The 19210-nt window shown below is 61.3% G+C and carries 18 protein-coding genes; 4 read left to right on the top strand and 14 right to left on the bottom strand.

Features of this window, described 5'->3' with window-relative positions; genetic code table 11:
• Nucleotides 1–181 precede the first annotated feature (181 nt).
• Nucleotides 182–1744 (top strand): MBOAT family protein, encoded by a 1563-nt coding sequence (locus GH660_RS07635; protein WP_153146040.1) that lies wholly within the window; start codon nucleotides 182–184, stop codon nucleotides 1742–1744.
• Nucleotides 1745–1805: 61 nt separating this feature from the next.
• A complete protein-coding gene (locus GH660_RS07630; protein ID WP_153146039.1) occupies nucleotides 1806–2954 on the top strand; it encodes a hypothetical protein in 1149 nt (382 codons plus the stop codon).
• 40 nt (nucleotides 2955–2994) lie between these two features.
• On the opposite strand, the gene GH660_RS07625 is transcribed toward GH660_RS07630, so the two are convergent.
• From GH660_RS07625 to GH660_RS17870, 6 genes are all read right to left on the bottom strand, one after another.
• Nucleotides 2995–4128 carry an ABC transporter permease gene (locus GH660_RS07625; protein ID WP_153146038.1) on the bottom strand — a complete coding sequence of 378 codons (1134 nt, stop codon included), beginning with the start codon at nucleotides 4126–4128 and terminating at the stop codon, nucleotides 2995–2997.
• 2 nt (nucleotides 4129–4130) lie between these two features.
• Nucleotides 4131–6869, bottom strand: coding sequence for a ribosome-associated ATPase/putative transporter RbbA (gene rbbA, locus GH660_RS07620; protein WP_153146037.1), 2739 nt, complete (start codon nucleotides 6867–6869; stop codon nucleotides 4131–4133).
• A 6-nt stretch (nucleotides 6870–6875) separates the two neighbouring features.
• A complete protein-coding gene (locus GH660_RS07615) occupies nucleotides 6876–7862 on the bottom strand; it encodes an HlyD family secretion protein (protein ID WP_153146036.1) in 987 nt (328 codons plus the stop codon).
• A 114-nt stretch (nucleotides 7863–7976) separates the two neighbouring features.
• The gene (locus tag GH660_RS07610) at nucleotides 7977–9740 is read right to left on the bottom strand and encodes an alpha/beta fold hydrolase (protein WP_153146035.1); all 1764 of its coding nucleotides are present in this window, start codon (nucleotides 9738–9740) and stop codon (nucleotides 7977–7979) included.
• A gap of 112 nt (nucleotides 9741–9852) precedes the next feature.
• Nucleotides 9853–10347 carry a phasin family protein gene (locus GH660_RS07605; RefSeq protein WP_153146034.1) on the bottom strand — a complete coding sequence of 165 codons (495 nt, stop codon included), beginning with the start codon at nucleotides 10345–10347 and terminating at the stop codon, nucleotides 9853–9855.
• 13 nt (nucleotides 10348–10360) lie between these two features.
• The gene (locus GH660_RS17870; RefSeq protein WP_194266251.1) at nucleotides 10361–10519 is read right to left on the bottom strand and encodes a hypothetical protein; all 159 of its coding nucleotides are present in this window, start codon (nucleotides 10517–10519) and stop codon (nucleotides 10361–10363) included.
• Between the two features lie 24 nt (nucleotides 10520–10543).
• Between GH660_RS17870 and GH660_RS07600 the strand changes: the two genes are divergently transcribed.
• Both GH660_RS07600 and GH660_RS07595 read left to right on the top strand, forming a co-directional pair.
• Nucleotides 10544–11182 (top strand): TetR/AcrR family transcriptional regulator, encoded by a 639-nt coding sequence (locus GH660_RS07600; protein ID WP_194266250.1) that lies wholly within the window; start codon nucleotides 10544–10546, stop codon nucleotides 11180–11182.
• An 18-nt stretch (nucleotides 11183–11200) separates the two neighbouring features.
• Nucleotides 11201–11656, top strand: a complete 456-nt coding sequence (locus tag GH660_RS07595; protein WP_153146032.1) for a hypothetical protein — start codon at nucleotides 11201–11203, stop codon at nucleotides 11654–11656.
• Between the two features lie 80 nt (nucleotides 11657–11736).
• Here GH660_RS07595 and GH660_RS07590 read toward each other — a convergent pair whose 3' ends face one another.
• From GH660_RS07590 to fabI, 8 genes are all read right to left on the bottom strand, one after another.
• Nucleotides 11737–12234 carry a hydrogenase maturation protease gene (locus GH660_RS07590; protein ID WP_153146031.1) on the bottom strand — a complete coding sequence of 166 codons (498 nt, stop codon included), beginning with the start codon at nucleotides 12232–12234 and terminating at the stop codon, nucleotides 11737–11739.
• Nucleotides 12231–13694, bottom strand: coding sequence for a Ni/Fe hydrogenase subunit alpha (locus tag GH660_RS07585; RefSeq protein ID WP_153146030.1), 1464 nt, complete (start codon nucleotides 13692–13694; stop codon nucleotides 12231–12233). Before GH660_RS07585 ends, GH660_RS07590 begins: the two co-directional genes overlap by 4 nt.
• An 8-nt stretch (nucleotides 13695–13702) precedes the next feature.
• The gene (locus tag GH660_RS07580; RefSeq protein ID WP_153146029.1) at nucleotides 13703–14254 is read right to left on the bottom strand and encodes an NADP oxidoreductase; all 552 of its coding nucleotides are present in this window, start codon (nucleotides 14252–14254) and stop codon (nucleotides 13703–13705) included.
• A 1-nt stretch (nucleotide 14255) separates the two neighbouring features.
• Entirely contained in the window at nucleotides 14256–14960 is a 705-nt protein-coding gene (locus GH660_RS07575; protein WP_153146028.1) for a 2Fe-2S iron-sulfur cluster-binding protein, read from the bottom strand.
• A complete protein-coding gene (locus tag GH660_RS07570) occupies nucleotides 14957–16840 on the bottom strand; it encodes an NAD(P)H-dependent oxidoreductase subunit E (RefSeq protein ID WP_194266262.1) in 1884 nt (627 codons plus the stop codon). Before GH660_RS07570 ends, GH660_RS07575 begins: the two co-directional genes overlap by 4 nt.
• A gap of 114 nt (nucleotides 16841–16954) precedes the next feature.
• The gene (locus GH660_RS07565; RefSeq protein ID WP_153146026.1) at nucleotides 16955–17443 is read right to left on the bottom strand and encodes a hypothetical protein; all 489 of its coding nucleotides are present in this window, start codon (nucleotides 17441–17443) and stop codon (nucleotides 16955–16957) included.
• A 3-nt stretch (nucleotides 17444–17446) separates the two neighbouring features.
• Nucleotides 17447–18025: a hypothetical protein gene (locus tag GH660_RS07560; RefSeq protein WP_153146025.1), complete on the bottom strand. Its 579-nt coding sequence runs from the start codon at nucleotides 18023–18025 to the stop codon at nucleotides 17447–17449.
• Between the two features lie 62 nt (nucleotides 18026–18087).
• On the bottom strand, nucleotides 18088–18897 hold the full coding sequence (gene fabI / locus GH660_RS07555; RefSeq protein ID WP_228276396.1) for an enoyl-ACP reductase FabI: 810 nt from the start codon (nucleotides 18895–18897) through the stop codon (nucleotides 18088–18090).
• Nucleotides 18898–19210: the final 313 nt, after the last annotated feature.

Below are 19210 nucleotides of genomic sequence, written 5' to 3'. Positions count from 1 at the left end.
CATGATGCATATCAACAATTCCTGATGCACCTCACACCTGCGTCTGCGTCACCAGCCTGAGCAAGAACGATGACAACAAACGTCAAACTCGGCTCGTAGTTTGACCACATGTTGCATACCGCGAGATAATGAAAAATTACAAAAATTTACAACAATTTACGCAAGTAAATTCCCCTCTTCCTTGCTATTCAACTCGTACGCATTTATCGGCCTGTTCCTGCCTATCACACTGGCCGGCTTTTTCCTGCTCGCCAAAGCCAGCCACAACTGGGCTGCGCTATGGCTTGGCATCGCTTCTCTAGCCTTTTACGGATGGTGGGATCCACGCTACCTTGCGCTGCTTCTGCTATCCATCGTTTTCAACTTCGTCGTTGGACGTGCGATTTCCCGGCAACACGAGCGTGATGCCCCCAATCATGCAAAATTGGTACTCATTTTCGGCATTGTCAGCGACTTGGCACTGCTTTTTTATTTCAAGTACACCGACTTCTTCATATCGAGTGTCAACCATGTGCTTCATACCCAGCACCCGCTCCTGAATCTGGTACTTCCTCTCGGCATCTCGTTTTTCACATTTACGCAAATCGCATTTCTGGTCGATACCTATCGTGGCGAAGCCAAAGAATACGACCCGGTCCATTACCTGTTTTTCGTCACCAATTTCCCACACCTGATCGCAGGGCCGATCCTCCACCACAAGGAGATCATGCCCCAGTTCGAGAACCCCGCCTGCTATCGCGTCAATTGGGAAAACATCGCTGTCGGCTTGACGATCTTCACCATCGGCCTTGCCAAAAAGGTATTGCTCGCCGATGAAATCGGCCGCTATGTTGCCCCCGTGTTCGATGGAACGTCGAATCCCCACCTGTTTCTCGCGTGGGGTGGGGCACTCGCATATACGCTTCAGCTCTATTTTGACTTCTCGGGATATTCGGACATGGCCATCGGCCTGGCACGCATGTTCGGGATCAAGTTCCCGCTAAACTTCGACTCGCCCTACAAGGCACAGAACATTATCGAATTCTGGCGCCGATGGCACATGACCCTTTCGCGCTTCCTGCGCGATTATCTCTACATTCCCCTGGGCGGCAATCGTCAGGGGCCCACGCGGCGCCACGTCAATCTGCTTGTCACCATGGTTCTCGGTGGCCTTTGGCATGGAGCAGGCTGGACGTTTGTCGTCTGGGGAGCGCTGCATGGCGTGTATCTCGTCGTCAACCATGCTTGGCAGACATTCTTCCGTGCTGCTGCGGACACTACCAAGGAGCGGAGTCCGCGCTTCTGGGCATGGCTGTTGACCTTCCTTGCAGTCATGGTCGGGTGGGTATTCTTCCGCGCCAAGGATCTCGATATTGCCATTGACATTCTTCGAGGCATGGCCGGGCTGAATGGCGTCGTGCTCCCCCACCACTGGTTCAATGCGTCATTCATGAATCCGCTCAAGGAACTTCTTGTCGCCAACGGTGCTCAGGTTTTGACGACGAAGTTCATAGCCTACCGCGACCAGCTCTACCTGACGCTCCAACTGCTTCTGATTGCAACGCTGGCACCCAACACGCAGCAGATCATGCAGCGTTTCTCGCCGACCATCGACCAGTTCAAAAATCTGGAAGGCGCGCTTTCCCGCTGGACCTGGCGGCCGAATGTCGCCTGGCTACTGGCGATCGCGATTCTTTTCGGCTGGTCGCTGATAGATATCCCCAGTGGCGAGAAAGTCAGCGAATTCCTCTATTTCCAGTTCTAGGTCCGACGTGCTCTCGAACAGATCATATGCGCTAGCGCTTGCCGTGACAGGCTTGGTGGCGATGCTGTCCATCATAGGATTCGCGCTCTACCTTATTCCCATGCACGGGATGATCATTGTCGGTTCCGGCGACCTGACACGTATCGGTTGGTACTCGAACAATCGTTACGGCAACCACAAGCCAAACCTGGCGTTTCGCCCCTCGCTTGTCACCCAATCTGAAACTCTGAACCGCCACTACGATGTCGTGATTATTGGCGACTCTTTCTCACTTGACCTTGAGAAATCATGGCCAAATTACTTGGCTGCCAAAGGCCTTTCCGTACTTGTTGTCAGCATCGCAGATGACCCGGCAAAAAAATCGGGTACGGCTGTCGACGTTGAAAATCAAATCATGGCCCTGATTCAAAGTCCCGCGTTCCGCGACACCCCGCCAAGCGTCTTCGTTTTTCAGACGATCGAGCGGTTCGCGAAGAGACGACTGGTAGGAGATACGCAACCCTGTCTTGACACCCGAAAAAATTCGGAAGGCAATACTGAAGCAACACCGATGTCCGCGACACTTACTGAACCGTTGACATTGGTGTACAAATCTCCGCCAGATTTTCGCATCGAAGAAGTGAATATGCCGCCAGTTGGCCGCTATGACGAACAGCAACTGACATACGCGAGGGACTTTCTTCTTAAGAACATTAGAAAGGCATTTGGATGGGAATCAGGTGCCAGTGCATTCCGTCTGCATGTACCGCGTTTCTCAAGTGACCGCCCCGAAACACTTCTTGTCGTCTCAAGTGATCTGGCCAAGAAAGACTGGAACCAACAGGATGTCGAAGTGATGGAATGTCAACTACTCAGGCTCCAGCAGGCAGTCCAGTCAAATGGCAAGACGCTGTTCGTCGCACTGCCGATCCCTGACAAGTTGAGCGCCTATCACGACGATCTCGTCGATCCTGCGCCCCCGCGCGGCGTGGTCGACCTGCTGACTGATCCAAGACTCAACCGCCCTCCGGTGGAAAAGGCCCTCCGGTCGGAGATTGCCGCTGGGGAAATCGATGTCTACCTTCCCAATGACACGCATTTCGGTGCCCGAGGACACGCCCTGACCGCAGAAACCGTGCTTCGCTTCATCGAAGAACGAACGCGCAGGGTCGACGCGTCCGGCATGCCTTCCGCACCACGGTCGAAGCAGGCCGACAACCCGGGCAAGTAGATTCTGCTTCCTTCCAGGATCGCAGCGCTCCTGATGCGCCTCACACCTGCGTCTGCGTCACCGCCCGGCGGAAGCGCAGCAGCGCCACCGTGAAGAAGCAGGCGCCGACGCCGGTCATCGCCAGCAGGTCGCGCCAGATCACGTCGAAGCCCGCGCCCCGGTAGAGGATGGCCTGCGCCAGGCGGACGAAGTAAGTGGTCGGCGCGGCCAGCATGATGTTCTGCACCAACTGCGGCATGCTCTCGCGCGGCGAGACGCCGCCGGAAAGCATCAACAGCGGGATGATGCAGAGAATCACCAACAAGCCGAACTGCGGCATCGAGCGCGCCAGCGTACCGAGGAAAATGCCGATGGACGCCGCCGCGAACAGGTAGCAGGCCGCAGCCGCCAGAAACAGCGGCACCGAACCGGCAATCGGCACCTTCAGCACCTGCTGCACCATCACCAGCAACGCAAAGCTGACGCCGACCAGCACCGCCAGCCCGTTGGCCCAGATTTTCGCCATCATGATCTCGAAGGGCGTCAGCGGCATCACCAGCAGATGCTCGATGGTGCCGTGTTCGCGCTCGCGGATGAAAGCGGCGCCGACCAGGATGATGGTCAGCATGGTGACGTTGTTGATGACTTCCATGACGCCGCCAAACCAGACGCCGATCAGGTTGGGATTGAAGCGCACGCGGGTGGTCAGCTTGATCGGCGATTCGGTCGCGTCGCGGGTACCGGTCAGGTATTCGTTCACCTCGCCGAGCGCGATGGTCTTGATGTAGGTGGCGCCGATGAAGGCCTGACTCATGATCGTCGCGTCGATGTTGAGCTGGACGTCCGGTTTGCGCCCGGTCTCCACGTCATGCTGGAAATTGGGCGGGATGACCAACGTGAAGTTGAAGCGCCCGGAATCCATTCCCTTGTCCAGCTCGGCCAGCGTCGTCTGTTGCGGTGGACGGAAATACGGCGGGTAAAACGCGCCGACGATACGCCGCGATAACGGCGACTGGTCTTCGTCCACCACCGCAATCGGCGCGTTGCGCAGTTCCTGCGAGGCGCCCGTCGCCGCCGTGTAGATCGCCCCCGAAAACGCCCAGCAGATCAGGATCAGCAGCACCTTGTCGGCGCGCAGGCTTTGCAGTTCCTTCAAGCCCAGGCGGTAGATATTGGAGAGCGTCACGAAGCGCATGGCTATTTCTCCTGCTTCCGGAGCAGCGCCACCGACAACGCCGTCAGCACCGGGATGAAGCAGGCCAGCGCGATGAACTGCGGCCACAGGTCGGCGAAACCGAGCGCCTTGGTGAAAGTGCCGCGACTGACGATCAGGAAATAGCTGGCCGGGAAGAACTGGCCGATCCAGTAACTCGCCCCCTCCAGCGCCGCCACCGGCGTCGTCAGTCCGGAAAAGCTGACGGTGGGCAGGATGGTCAGGATCGCCGTGCCGAACAGCGCGGCGATCTGCGTGCTGGTGAAGGTCGAGATCAGCAGGCCGAAGCCGGTGGTGGCGATCACGTACAGAAAAGCCCCGAAACTCAGCGCCAGCAGGCTGCCCTTGATCGGCACATGGAACATCAGTTGCGACTGGATGACGAGCAGCACGAAGCTGATGAGCGCCACGACGATGTACGGTAACTGCTTGCCGAGCAGGAATTCGAGGCGCGTCACCGGCGTCACGTAGAGGTTGGTGATCGAGCCGAGTTCCTTCTCGCGCACGACGCCGAGCGCCATCAGGATGGCCGGGATGAAGATCAGCAGGATCGGAATCACCGCCGGCACCATCGCGTAGATGCTCTTGAAATCCTGGTTGTAGCGATAGCGGGAAACGATATTGACCGGGTAGTCGGTCTCGACGCCGGTCGCCTCGCGGATGATCTGCTGCACGTACTCCAGGTGCATGCCCTGCAGGTAGCCGCGCACGGTTTCGCCGCGATACGGCATGGCGCCGTCGACCCAGACGCCGATTTCCGGCCAGTGGCCGCGCCGCAGATCGCGGCCGAAATCGGCGGGAATGTCGATGGCCAGCGCCAGTTCGCCGTTGCGCATGCGGCGGTCGAGATCGGCGTCGTCGACAATCGCCGGGCGCTCGATGAAATAGCGCGAGCCAGCGATGTTCTGGATATAGGCGCGGCTTTCCGGCGACTGGTCGCGGTCGAGCGCGGCAAAGCGTAGCCCCTCGACATCGAGCGAAATGCCGAAGCCGAGCACGAACATCAACAGTACCGAACCGAGCAAGGCGAAGGCCAGGCGGATCGGGTCGCGGCGCAGTTCGAGCGCCTCGCGGTAGGCGTAGCCGAGCAGGCGGCGGGGGCTGAAGGCGCCGGGCTGTGCTTTGGCGCTGCTGCGGTCAAATTCGGTTTTTGCCCCTTTTTTGCCGTCGACCGCAACAGGCGCTTTTTCGACCCCGGTCGCCTCTTCCAGATAGCTGATGAACGCTGCCTCAAGATTCGGCTGCCCGCGCGCCGCGCAAAGGCCGGCCGGCGTGTCGCTGGCCAGCACCTTGCCGGCGTGCATCAGCGAAATGCGGTCGCAGCGTTCGGCCTCGTTCATGAAGTGCGTCGAGATGAAGATGGTGACGCCCTGCTGGCGCGACAGCTCGACCAGCAGCGACCAGAATTCGTCGCGCGCCACCGGGTCGACGCCCGAAGTCGGCTCGTCGAGGATCAGCAGCTTCGGCTCATGCACCACCGCCACAGCCAGCGACAGGCGCTGGCGAATGCCCAGCGGCAGTTCGGCGGCGGCCTTGTCGGCGTATTCGTTTAACCCGAAACGCTGCATCAGCTCGGCAATGCGCGGGCCGCGCCGCTCGTCCGGCAGATGGAAAAGCCGCGCGTGCAGGTCGAGGTTGGCGCGCACCGTCAGCTCGCCATACAGCGAGAAGGACTGCGACATGTAGCCGACCTGCTTGCGCGTTTCGAGATCGCCGGCATCGACCGCCCTGCCGAACAGCTTGGCCACGCCCTCGCTCGGCGGCAGCAGGCCGGTCAGCATCTTCATTGTCGTCGTCTTGCCGCAGCCATTGGAGCCGAGGAAACCGAAAATCTCGCCGCGCTCGATCTTGAAGCTGACGCGGTCGACCGCCGTAAAGTCGCCAAAACGCTGCGACAGGCCGTCGGCCTCGATGGCGTAAGCGTCGCCATCGCCGACACGCGGCGGAATCACCAGTGCCTGGTGCGCCTGCCGGCGTTCCTCCGGCAATAGCTGGATGAAGGCGCCATCGAGCGTCGTCTGCCCGGTCTGCGCCCGCAGCTCGGCCGGGGTGCCGGTGCCGATCACCTTGCCGCCATCCATCGCCACCAGCCAGTCGAAGCGCTCGGCCTCCTCCATGTAGGCCGTCGCCACCAGCACGCTCATGCCCGGCCGACGGGCGCGGATGCTGTCGATCAGCTCCCAGAACTGGCGGCGCGACAGCGGATCGACGCCGGTGGTCGGCTCGTCGAGAATCAGCAGGTCGGGATCGTGGATCAGCGCGCAGCACAGGCCGAGCTTCTGCTTCATGCCGCCCGACAACTTGGCGGCGGGCCGGTCGCGGAACGGCGACAAACCCGTGCTGGCCAGCAGTTCGGCAATGCGCGCTTCGCGCTCGCGCTTGCCCTGCCCGAACAGGCGGCCGAAGAAATCGACGTTCTCGAACACCGACAGCGTCGGGTACAAATTCCGCCCCAGCCCTTGCGGCATGTAGGCGATGCGCGGCTGCACCGACGCGCGGAAACGGCGCTCGCCGATGTCGCCGCCCAGCACGTCCACCCTGCCCGCCTGGATCTGCCGCGCCCCGGAAACCAGCGCCAGCAGCGACGATTTGCCGACGCCATCCGGCCCGATCAGGCCGACCATGCAGCCGGCCGGCAGGACAACATCAACCGCCTCCAGCGCCGTCACAGCACCGTAACGATGGCTGACGCCGGAGAGACTGGCGACCGGCACGCGGTCCATGCCGTCCTACTTCCCGTCGAGCCGCAGGTTGGCCGGCCAAGGCGTGTCGGCATCCAGCCGCACATAGGCGACGCCCGGCAAACCGCCCTTGGCCAGATCGCGATGCGCCGCCAGCCAGGCCAGGTCGGGCTTGACCTTGATGCGGAACATCAACTTTTCGCGCTCGGTGCGCGTCTCGACCTCGCGCGGCGTGAATTGCGCCTTCGCCGCCACAAAACTGACGACCGCCGGAATCGGCTGCCCTGGCAAGGCGTCGAGCACGATGCGCGCCTCGCTGCCAAGCGCCACTTGCCCAGCCTTGTCGGTCGGCAGGTAGATCGTCATGTACATGTCTGAAAGATCGAGCAGCGTCAGCGCCTTGCCCCCCGCCGCCAGCACCTCGCCCGGCTCGGCCAGCCGGTACAGCACGCGGCCATTGATCGGCGATTTCAGCGAGGTATCGTTCAGCGTCGCTTGCAGGCTTTCCACCTTCGCCACGGCGGCGGCCACCGCCGCATCGGCTTCGGCGACCCGGCTCTGCGCCTGATCCATGCCGGCCATCGCGCCTTCCATACCGGTCTGGTCGGTGTCCAGTTTGCTCTGGCTGATAAAGCCCTTGTCGACCAGGGTTTGCGAACGCTTCAAGGTCTTGCCCGCCAGCGCCACATCGGTACGCGACTTGCGCTCCCCGGCCCGCGCCTCCTCAACCGCCTTCTGCGCCTGCGCCACCAGTGCCTCGGCGGCGCGCAACTGGGCACGCAGATCGTCGGCATCCAGCCGCCCCACCACCGCCCCCGCCTCGACCATGTCGCCCTCGTGCGGCCCCAATTCCGCCAAGCGACCGGCAATCTTGGTCGCAATATCTACCTCAACCGCCTCCAGCCGCCCGTTCCCCGACGCAAACCCCGCCGGCAAACCCGCCGGACGCTGCTGATAGAGGAAATACCCGCCTGTTGCGGTCAACGCCGAAAAAAGGCCAAAAATGAAAACTTTCCGCAAACGCCCGCTATCCATAAATCACCCGATTGGTTACTGACTGCATGGTCATTATTCAGCAGAATTATAGGCTGGGAAGACAAGCACGCTCACCACAGAACGCATAAACCCCGACGGCGTGACGGCCATCGCCTATTTCTGGCACACGTACTGACCCGGCGCATCGCCAAGTACCGGGTATTTACGGGCCGCTGCCCCTGTCTTGGGTGGCGCGCCCGGTTCCGCCGAACGTGCCTTGAGCCAGGAACGCCACTCCGGCCACCAGGAACCCGCCTTGATTGGCGTAGCATTTTGCCAATCGTCCGGCGCCATGTAGGTATCTCCGCCCAAACTTGTACAGATGCGGTAGTGACGGTGGGGATGGCCGGGTTCGCTGACGATGCCGGCGTTGTGGCCGCCGCTGGTGAGAACGAAGGTCATTTCAGCCGGCGTCATGTAGTGCAGCTTGTATACCGAGTGCCACGGTGCAACATGGTCGGTTTCGGTGCCGACACAGAATATTGGCGTACGAATGTCGCCCAGCGAGATGGGCTTGCCAGCCACAAGGTAGCGCCCCTCGCTCAGGTCGTCGTCGAGAAAGAGATGGCGCAGGTATTGCCCGTGCATGCGCGCCGGCATGCGCGTCGCATCGGCGTTCCAGGCCATCAGGTCGGTCATCGGCGCCCGTTCGCCAAGCAGGTATTCGTTCATGCTGCGCGACCAGATCAGGTCGTTGGAGCGCAGCAACTGGAAGGCGCCTGCCATCTGCCCAGCAGTTAGATAACCTTTCTCGTTCATCTGGGCTTCGAGTACGCTGATCTGCGCCTCATCGATGAAGAGCGCCAATTCGCCCGGTTCGGTGAAATCGGTCTGCGCGGCGAACAGGGTCATTGACGCCAAACGATGGTCACCATCACGCGCCATCGCGGCATTGGCGATGGCCAGCAGGGTGCCGCCGAGACAGTAACCCGCGCCGTGCACCTTGCGCTCGGGGACGATAGCGTTGACGGCATCAAGCGCGGCATGAAAGCCAAGTTGGAGATAGTCGTCCATGCCCAGATTGCGGTCTTCGGCACCCGGATTTTTCCACGAGATGCAGAACACGGTATGACCTTGGTCGACCAAGTATTTAATCAGCGAATTCTGCGGGGAAAGATCAAGGATGTAGTACTTCATGATCCAGGCCGGTACGATCAGGATGGGTTCCGGGTGGGTTTTTTCGGTGGTCGGCGTGTACTGGATCAATTCGATCAAGGGGTTTCTCATAACAACTTTGCCGGGGGTGGCGGCAACATCGCGACCGACGACAAAATTCTCGGTGCCCGCTGGCGCTTGCCCGCTGGCAAGACGGTTAAAGTCATCCAGCGCATTGAAGTAGCCCTGTACCAAATTGAGGCCACCCGCTTCAATGCTGCGGTGCAGCACCACGGGATTGCTTAGCGGAACATTGCCGGGAGAATATATATCGAGCAACTGACGGGCGGCAAACGAGACAATCTGCTCGTGATGCTTCGATACGCCCCATACGCCGGTCGTTGCCGCACTCCACCATTGTTCAGAGAGCAGAAAAGATTGCTGCATGATGCTGAACGGCCAGCGATGCCATTCTTCGGCACGGAAGCGGCGGTCGGTCGCACGCGGCTCGCAGCATTCGGGCGCCTGCCCGCTGCTGGCGGCCAGTAGCGCACTGAAAACATGCCCGGAAAGACTGCGTATCTGGTCAAAGGCGAGTTGCGTCAGTTCCAGGCGTTTACCGGGGGAAACGGCAAGGTGTCCCGACCAGTCGAGAAATGCCAGCCATCCAGAAAGCAGGGATAGGGATGAATTGGCCTTTGCCACTGCGGCATGAACTTTTTGATCCAAGCGCTCGCTTACGCTGGGAATTTGGGCGGGCACGGGGGCTATTTCAGTTCTCATGTATTTCTCCGGGGGAAACGGAATATCTGTTATGGATAGCTGCCTTGGCGCGCGGGAAGCGCCCGCCTAAGGCTTTCCCAGGCCCACTCGGGCCCGAGAAAGCGGGCGCCGCTTACTTCTTTCCCTTGGCACCGGCGGTTTGCATAACACTGGTGACGGCGGTTATGTAGCTTTCCGAAAGTTGCGCCGCCTGCTTGGCCGCAGCCTGGGCGAGATCGGCACCGAACGGCGCAGCCTTGGCTGCCTTTTGGGCGATTTCCTGGCTGACTTTCGTCAGTTCTTCAAACTGGATTTGAAACAGGCTGCCAAGTTCGCTTGCCGCTTTCGTGGAAACTTCGTACACACCGCGCGAGTAAGCCGCTGCCTTTTCCACTGCCGCCTTCCCCAAAGCACTTTGCATCGCCGCTGCTGCTTCCTGCGGATTTTTGCTGGATAGCACAGCCTGGGCATTTTCGGCGCTGGCATCGAATGCTTCGCGTGCCGTTTCCAGATTGAGGGTCACCAGACTCTCGGTGGCCGCAAGAATCGCCCGTGTAGCCGATGTCATGGCATCGATAACGGTTTTATTGGCGGCAAGGAAATGTTCATTGCTTTCGTTGTTGGACATGTTCGGCTCCTGATCATTGATTAAGGGAATGCCCGTGATGCCACTGCTGCGCGGAAATCAACAGGACAACGTGATCATATGACAATAATTCAACAGTTGTTTGATTATTGTCAAACGGATGGCGCATTGCGCTAAAATCGCGGCGCTGCGTCTGCCCGTTGCCTACCTTCATGGACGCGCCCATACTTGGCTCCCAATGTCCCCACTGACCCTGCCCCGATCTCCCGGACGTCCCAAAGGCGTCGACTCCAGTTGTTACGACGGGCTGTTGACGGCGGCGCTTTCATCCTTTACCTGCCATGGCTTTGACGGCGTCAGTTTGCGCACCATTGCCAATGCGGCAGGCTTCAATGTCTCGATGGTCTCCCATCATTTCGGCTCCAAGGCCGATCTGTGGCAAGCCGTGGTGGATGCGATTGTGCAGGATCATCAAGACACGCTGCTTGAACTCAAGGAGTTGAATGCACCAGATCGTCCTCTGACAATCCGGGTGATGGAAGCGCTGAACCTATTGATTGACCGACTCGCCGAACGACCAGAAATCATCATGTTCGTGACCCGTGAAATTTCAAACCCCGGCGAACGCCTCGATTACCTTGTCGAACAATTGCTCCGCCCCAGTACCGAAGCCTGTGTCCCCTTGTGGAACGAAGCGATGGATGCCGGCCTGCTGCGGCGGGTTAATCCGGTGATTTTTCATCTGGGTTTGTTCGGCAGCCTTGCCATGATTCTCGCTTCGCGCCCCATCGTTGCGCGGCTTGGCGGGGGCGATATGGGCATCGAGCAGCTCAAGGCTGAAATCCATCGCGGGCTCAATCTGGGCCAGTTTGTTTAGACGCTACGAGGTCAATCGTTGGATCCATCAATCGTCAGTGCGCTCTCCGCCATTCTCGGCTCTCTCGTGGGCGGATCCGCCTCGATTGCGGCGGCGTGGTTTACCCAAAAAGGGCAAAACCAGCGAGAGTTGCTTGGGACCAAAATTCATCGGCGCGAAGTCTTGTACGCCGAGTTCATTACCGAATGCTCAAGGTTAACCGCCGACGCCCTCGCTCGAACACTCGAAAGCCCGGCTACCCTGGTACATATCTATGCGCTTCTCAATCAAATTCGGCTGATTGCATCGGATGAAGTAGTCGCAGCAGCGCAAAGTGCCATGGATGAGATTCTGGAACAGTATTTTGAGCCCAATATGTCGCTGACCGAGCTACGGAAGATTGCCACCTCACATGGCAGCGACCCATTACAGGCGTTTAGCGAAGCTTGCCGGAAGGAACTCGATCAGATACAGCGTGACTACCTGGTCCGATAGTTGGCCGAGGCGTATCTCACCGTGTTCATTATTCCACCTCTTCATGCCTGCACCGCGATTGGCTGGCTGTTGATTGAAGTTTATCCAATCGAAGTGACCGCACTTTCCCATTTTGCCAATATCGGTTGCCGGCAAAGCCCCATCAGCAGTTCGAATGCCGCCTCTGCATCATTCTCAGCAGCTGTGGTCAACGGTTCCCCAAGCCCGAATTTCTCCCCATGTACGCACAGCACGAACGAAGGCGGCGGGTCCTTGCCTTCCATCTGCCGATAGACTTCCAGCACGGCCTCGGGCGGCAGGGCGTGGGTGGTGTGGCTTGTTGCGGTCGACGGGTAAATTTGGGCAAAAATGAAAGGCGCCGGAGTGTTTTCGCCGGCGTCGATGAACAGTGCGAGTTCGCGGTCTTGCAGGTCAAGGGCGTGCTCGATGTTGAGCTGGAAGTCTTCGATCAGCTCGACGCGGTCGGCCAAGCCTTCATTTGCTAGCCATTTTGCCAGTCGACCGCAGATGACCGGCCCGATCGCGTCGTCGCCGCGACTGGGGTTGCCGACGGCAAAGACGACGACCGGCGCGGTCATGTGCGGCTCAGCGAATGGACGACATTTCCTTCCGGATCGACCAATTCCACGGCCAGCGGCATCTTGCCCAGTGCGTGCGTGGCGCAGGACAGGCAGGGATCGAAGGCGCGGATGGCGACTTCGATGTGGTTGAGCAGACCTTCGGTGACTTCGCGGCCGTGCAGGTAGCGCCGCGCGACATGGCGCACGGCCTCGTTCATCGCCTGGTTGTTGTTGGTGGTCGAGACGATCAGGTTGGCCATCGTGATCAGGTCGTTCTCATCGACGCGGTAATGGTGGAACAGCGTGCCGCGCGGTGCTTCGATGACGCCGACGCCTTCCATCCGGCGTTCGCCTTCGACCATCAGGTTGTCGCTCAGCAGGTCGTCATCGTGCAGCAAATCCTTGATGACTTCGGCCGCGTGCAGCATCTCGATCATGCGCGTCCAGTGGTAGGCAAGCGGCGCGTGCATCGGCGAACCGCCGGCGTAATCGACGAATTCCCGGCGCTCGTGCTCGGCGAACGGGGTCGATATCTGGTCGCAGTTCTGCACGCGGGCGAGCGGCCCGACCTTGTACCAGCCATGTTCCCGGCCCAGTGACTTGAAGAACGGGAATTTCATGTAACTCCACGGCCGGACTTCCTCTTCGATGTACTTGTCGTACTGCTGGTAATCGACGTCGTCGAAGATCAGCTTGCCGTTGTCGTCGCGCGCGCGCAGGGTGCCGTGGTAGAAATCGAGATCGCCGTTATGGCCGACGATGGACATGAAGTTGGAGCGGAAGATGCCGAAACTGTTGTACAGCCCCGGGTCCTGGGTATGCACCTTCTGGATCAGATGCACCGCATCGCGCGACCACGAAACGATGTGATAGATGTCCTTGAGCAGTTCGTCGCGCTCGGCAACGGTCAGCGACTTGTTCATGCCGCCCGGCACCGCCCCGGTACCATGCACCCGCTTGCCGGCGGTGACGCGGATCACCTCCTGCCCGAACTTGCGCAGCAGCACGCCGCGCTTGGCGATTTCCGGGTGCGCGGCGGCAACGCCGACGATGTTGCGCCGAGTGACGTCGCTGTCGAAGCCGAACAGCAGATCCGGCGAGCACAGGTGGAAGAAGTGCAGCGCATGCGATTGCAGCATCTGGCCGTAATGCATCAGGCGGCGCAGCTTCTCGGCGGCTGGCGTCAGTTTCCTGGCGCCGACGATGACATCGAGCGCCTTGGAAGCGGCCAGGTGGTGCGACACCGGGCAGATGCCGCAGAGGCGCTGGACCATGACCGGGACCTCCCAGTACGGCCGGCCCTGGATGAATTTCTCGAAGCCGCGGAATTCGACGATGTGCAGGCGCACCTGATGCACCTTGTTCTGGTCGTCGAGCAGGATGGTGACCTTGCCGTGGCCCTCGACGCGCGACACCGGGTCGATCGCGACACGGCGCAGCTTCTCGGGGTGTTGGGCGGTTTCAAGTTGATAGGTCATTTTCCACCTCAGTCGTAATGCATCAGGCCGTGTTCGAGCGTCGGTTCGCGGCCTGCCAGCAGATCAGTGAGCACCTTCCAGATCGCGTCGCCCGATGGGGGGCAACCGGGCATGAAGTAATCGACCTTCACCACTTCGTGGATCGGGTGCACCTTGTTGAGCGGCAGCGGCAGTTCGGGATCGTTGGGAATCATGCCGTTGGCCAGCCCCGGGCTGGTGTGATAAACCTCTTCGAGGATGGTCGACAGCGGCAGGTGGTTGCGCTGCGCCGGCAGGCCGCCGTTGATGGCGCAGGCGCCGATGGCGATCAGGATCTTGCAGTTCTTGCGGAACTCGCGCAGCACATGGACGTTCTCGGCGTTGCACAGGCCGCCCTCGACGATGCCGATGTCGCAGTCCGGGCTGCACTCCTTGATGTCGGTCAGCGGCGAACGGTCGAACTCGATGTAGTCGAGCAGCGTGAACAGCCGCTCGTCGATGTCGAGGAAGGACATGTGGCAGCCGAAGCAGCCGGCGAGCGAGGTCGTGGCGACCTTGAGCTTTTTGGTCGGGGCGTTCATGTCAGCGGCCCTCCGTTTCGACGCTTGCCGAAATCGGCGCCTTGTCGTATTTGCGCTCGCCGATCGGCACCGCGAAGCCCTTGCGCTTCCTGAGAATGACGCCGACCGGGCAGACTTGCGCCGCCTTGTCGGCCAGGGTGAAATCAGTGTCGGCCAGCTGGCCGGACTTGGCATTGACGATCAGATGCGTCCCGATGCCGCGCCCGGAGAGCGCGAAGACGTTCTTGCCGTCGACGTCGCGGCTGGCGCGCACGCACAGCGAGCACAGGATGCAGCGGTTGAAATCGAGCAAAACCTCGGGGTGCGAGGCGTCGACCGGACGGCTCGGAAAGAAGTGATCGTAGTGCGGCGACATCATGCCCAGGTGGTAGGCGGTGGCCTGCAGCTGGCAGTTGCCGCTCTGCTCGCACGACGGGCAGAAATGGTTGCCCTCGACGAACAGCATCTGGGTCAGCGCCCGCCGCTCGGCGTTGATTTCCTCGGTATCGCTCTCGACGACCATGCCGGCCATCGCCCGCATGGTGCACGATGCCGTCTGGCGCCCGTTGACCTTGACGGTGCATAGCTTGCACGAACCGTGCGGCTTGAAGTCCGGGTGGTAGCACAGGTGCGGAATGAAGACGCCGGCCTTGGACGCGGCCTGGATGATGGTCTGGCCTTCCTCGAAGGGAATGGCCTTGCCGTCGAGCATGAAGGTCTGGCTCATGCTTCACCTCCGGTTTCCGTGGTCAGGTGGGCCGCCGCATCGTCGCGCCCGGTCATCTGGCGCGCCGCCGCCAGCGCGCGGTCGAGATCGAAGGCCGGCGTGAAATCCTGCTGCATCATGCGCTTGTCGTAAGCCGGCCGGAACTTGGCGATGGTGTCGAGCACCGGGTTGCAGGCGGTGTGGCCAAGGCCACAGTGGCTCATCGACTGCAGCAGCTGGTTCAGTTTCTCGATTTCGGCGAAGTCGTAGGGCGACCCGGCGCCATTGGCCAACTTGTCCATCAAATTCTTCAGCAGCGAGGTGCCAACCCGGCACGGGGTGCAGAACCCGCAGCTCTCGTGCTGGAAGAAATGCACGTAATTGCGCGCCACTTGGAACATGTCGCGGGTGGCGTTGAATACCGTAAACGCCCCGGCGGTCGGAATGTCCTCGAAGCCAATGATGCGGTCGAATTCGTCCGCCGCGACGCAGATGCCGGACGGCCCGCTAACCTGGACGGCCTGGGTGTCCTGCGCGCCGCAATCCTCCAGCACTTGGCGGATGCTGACGCCGAAGGGGTATTCGTAGAGGCCGGGCCGCTCGCAATCGCCGGACACCGAAAGAATCTTGGTACCCGCCGAATGCCGGGTGCCGATGCCGGCATACCAGTCGCCGCCATTCAGCGCGATCAGCGCCGCCGCGGCGAAGGTCTCGACGTTGTTGACGATGGTCGGCTGGTCCAGATAGCCGTTGGTCACCGGGAAGGGCGGGCGGTTGCGCGGCGTGCCGCGCTTGCCTTCGAGCGACTCGATCAGCGCCGATTCCTCACCGCAGACGTAGGCGCCGGCGCCGACATGGATCTCGATGTCGAAATCGGCGCCGGGGATGCCGAGGATGTTCGAGCCCAGCAGGTTTTCGCGGCGGCGGTGCGCCAGCACCGCGTTCAGGTGGTCGAGCATGTAGCGGTACTCTCCACGCAGATAGACGAAGCCGCGCGTGGCGCCGACCGCGTAGGCGGCCACCGTCATGCCCTCGAAAACGAGGTCGGCGTACTTCGCGAGCAGCACGCGGTCCTTGAAGGTGCCCGGCTCGCCCTCGTCGGCATTGCAGACGACGATGCGCTGCAGCCCGGCTTTCAACGGCGCATTGCGGCAGGCTTCCCATTTCAGCGCCGTCGTGAAGCCGGCGCCGCCACGGCCGCGCAAATTGGAGCGCTTGATTTCGTCAAGCATCGAGATCGGACCGCTCAGGCCGGTCGGCAGTCCCTCGCGCCAGGAACGCATGTTGGAGGCCATCAGGCCGTCGCTCGGCGCCCGCGCCCGCGCTGCCAGCAGCGCGTCGCCCGGCTTGAGGTCGCTGCCGAGCAGGATGTCGGCACGCCGGATGTTGTCCTCGATCCTGAAATATTCGGCCGGCCATTCGCTCAGCGGTACCTTGTTGCGGATCAGTTCGGCGATCTCGTCGATGCGTGCTGCGGTCAACCCCGCCACGGCGTAGTTATTGACCAGCATCGCCGGTCCCTGATCGCACATGCCGGTACAGGCGGTCTTGCCGATGCTGACCAGGCCGTCCTCCGACACCTTGCCGCGCTCGACCCACAGGCTGCTGCACAGGCGGTCCATCATCGCCTTGTTGCCGAGCATGCGGTCGGTGATATTGTCCGAGAACAGGACGCGGTACTTGCCGCGCGGCTGCGTGTAGAAGAAGGAATAGAAGCCGGCGACGCCTTCGATCTTGGTGCGCGGCACGCCCAGGGTCGCCTGCATGCGGTCGATGGCTTCCGGTGGAATCCAGTCGCAGGCTTCCTGCACTTCCCGCAGAATCTGCACCATGCAGGTCGGATCGCGCCTGTAGCGGGTCACCACACGATCGACGATTCCGGCGACTGCCTCGGTATGCATGTCGTTCAGGGCCACGGCAACCTCCCGCCAAGAGCTTATGACAGCAGGAAGCGTAGCACCAATGAATTACAATTTCTTGCGTCAGGTCAACGACCGGCGAGGTCGGCGGGAAACCTAGGCGACGCGCGGCACTGCACGGCGCTCGCTGGCACCCTCCCGGGCCGGGATATCGAGGGACAGTTCGGGGTAGAGTCGGGAGAGCAGTTCGACGACCCAGTGGTTAGCGTCGTAGGCGAATTCGCGCGCCGCCAGCGGCGCCCCGGCATGCGCCGCGGCGAAGAGCGCGACCGCCGCCGAACGGCTGACGCCGTATTCGCAATGGACCACGAGCGAGACGTCGGCCGGCGCGGCGTGCAGTTCGCGCACGAAATCGCCGATCTGACGCGCCATCTGGTGGTCGAACAGGCCGGGCAGCGGCGCCGGCAGGTACTCGTCGGCGGGCAGCGCGTCGAAGAAAGCCAGCCGCAGCACATCGCTGAAGCCGGCGTCGAGGCTGGCCTCGGGCGTTCCCGGATCGGTGATCGAGATTACCGCGACGTGCGGGCTGGCAGCCAGCGCTTCGGCCTGCAGCCTGGACGTGTAACTCACCTGACGAATGGTCATCCCTTATTCCATGAATACCGGGTCGGAGAACACGAGCGTTCCATCCTTGCGCATCATCAGGTTGTCGGCCTTGATGAGGTCGGGCAAGGCGCCATACTCGGTGGAAAAAACCTCCAGCGCCTTGAGCGACTGCTGCACCGTCTCGCTCCACCCCATCGGCGTCACGACCAGATGGTGCAGGGCGATACGCCCCATGTCCTGCGCCAGGTTGCGCCACATCAGGCAGGCATCGAAATACGAGGTGCTCAACTTGGTCGCCACCTCGGCGGCGTCGCCGCTGCCGGGCAGCGGATAGAGCTTCTCGACCTCGACGATGTGGAACGGAAAGCCGCGGCTCGATCGGCCGACGACGCCATGATCGGCGTAAACGACCGGGAAATGCTTGCCCGTCGGCCGGTCGGGCGCCGTGTAATAGGCGTAGTCGGTGGGCGAGGACAGTATTTTGAAGACATGCGCGACACCATCGACCACGTCGCCGTCGAGAACGATGGTGCTCTCGCCACGCCCGATTTCCGTCCTGCCGTCGAGCAGCGGATGGACGGGTACCGGATCGGGCAGCAGTTCACCGCAATTGGGGGGCATGGCAAGCTCCGGGCAAATGACAAACGGGGATGCCCACTATAAGGCTTCCCCGTCGTTTTCGCTCAGGCGACGATATGCGCTCCCGCATCGACGTAGATCGTCTGGCCGGTCATCCCCGACGAGCCGGAAGTGCACAGGAAGGCGGTCAGCGCACCGACTTCGTCGATCGTCACCGTATGTCCGAGCGGCGCCTTGACGGCATCGGCTTCGAGCAGCTTGTCGAAGTTCGCGATGCCGGAGGCGGCGCGCGTCATGATCGGGCCGGGCGACACGGCGAAGACGCGGATGCCCTTGGGCCCCAGATCGTAGGCCATGTAGCGGACGGCCGACTCGAGCGCCGCCTTGATGATGCCCATCACGCCATAGTTGCGCACCACGCGCTCGGCACCGAGGTAGGACATGGTGATCAGCGCGCCGCCCTCGCTCATCAGCGGCTCGAGCGCCTTGGCCATGCGCAGGAAGCTATGGCAGGAGATGTTCATCGCCGCGTCGAAGCCGGCTTCCGAGGTGTCGATGACGCGACCGTGCAGGTCGTCGGCCTGGCAGAAGGCCATCGAATGCACGGCAAAGTCGATCTGGCCGAATTCGGCGCCGCATTTTTCGATGACGCCCTCCAGGCTGCCCGGATGCGCCACGTCGAGTTTCTCGAAAAGCCTGGCGCCCAGCGCCTCGGCCAGCGGCTGCGTGTATTTGGCCGTTTTCTCGTTCTGGTAGGTCAGTGCGATGTCGGCACCGAGTGCGCGCACCGCCTTGGCCACCGCGTAGGCGATGGACTTGTCGTTGGCGACACCGGTGATCAGGCCCTTCTTGCCAGCCAGGGGGAGCACCGGCGAAGCTCCGGCCACGGAAGTCTGTTCGTTCATCGAGTTCATGCTGTTTTCCTTTAACAAGTAAATCGGGACCTTCTTGTGCCCCTTTATCGATCAATATTCATCCACTTACCGCCAGCCAGGGATGATGCGGCGCAGCACGGAAACAGCCACCGCCCCAACCCGCTCTCGCCTGCCAGGGCACCAGAACGGATGCCCTGAAAAGTCGGAGGAGTACAATCCGGAAACGGCGATATTCCTTCATTGACCCGACTGGCGCGTTACACGAACGACATTGTTTGCTGCACTGCAGCACACTATACTACCAACCAGCCAATGTGGACTACCCAGCCCGCACAGTTTTACCGGGAGCTCG

Origin of the sequence: Dechloromonas sp. H13, assembly GCF_009469615.1 — a bacterium.
In the GTDB taxonomy this organism is placed as follows: domain Bacteria; phylum Pseudomonadota; class Gammaproteobacteria; order Burkholderiales; family Rhodocyclaceae; genus Azonexus.
This window is presented reverse-complemented; position numbering and strand designations above follow the sequence as displayed.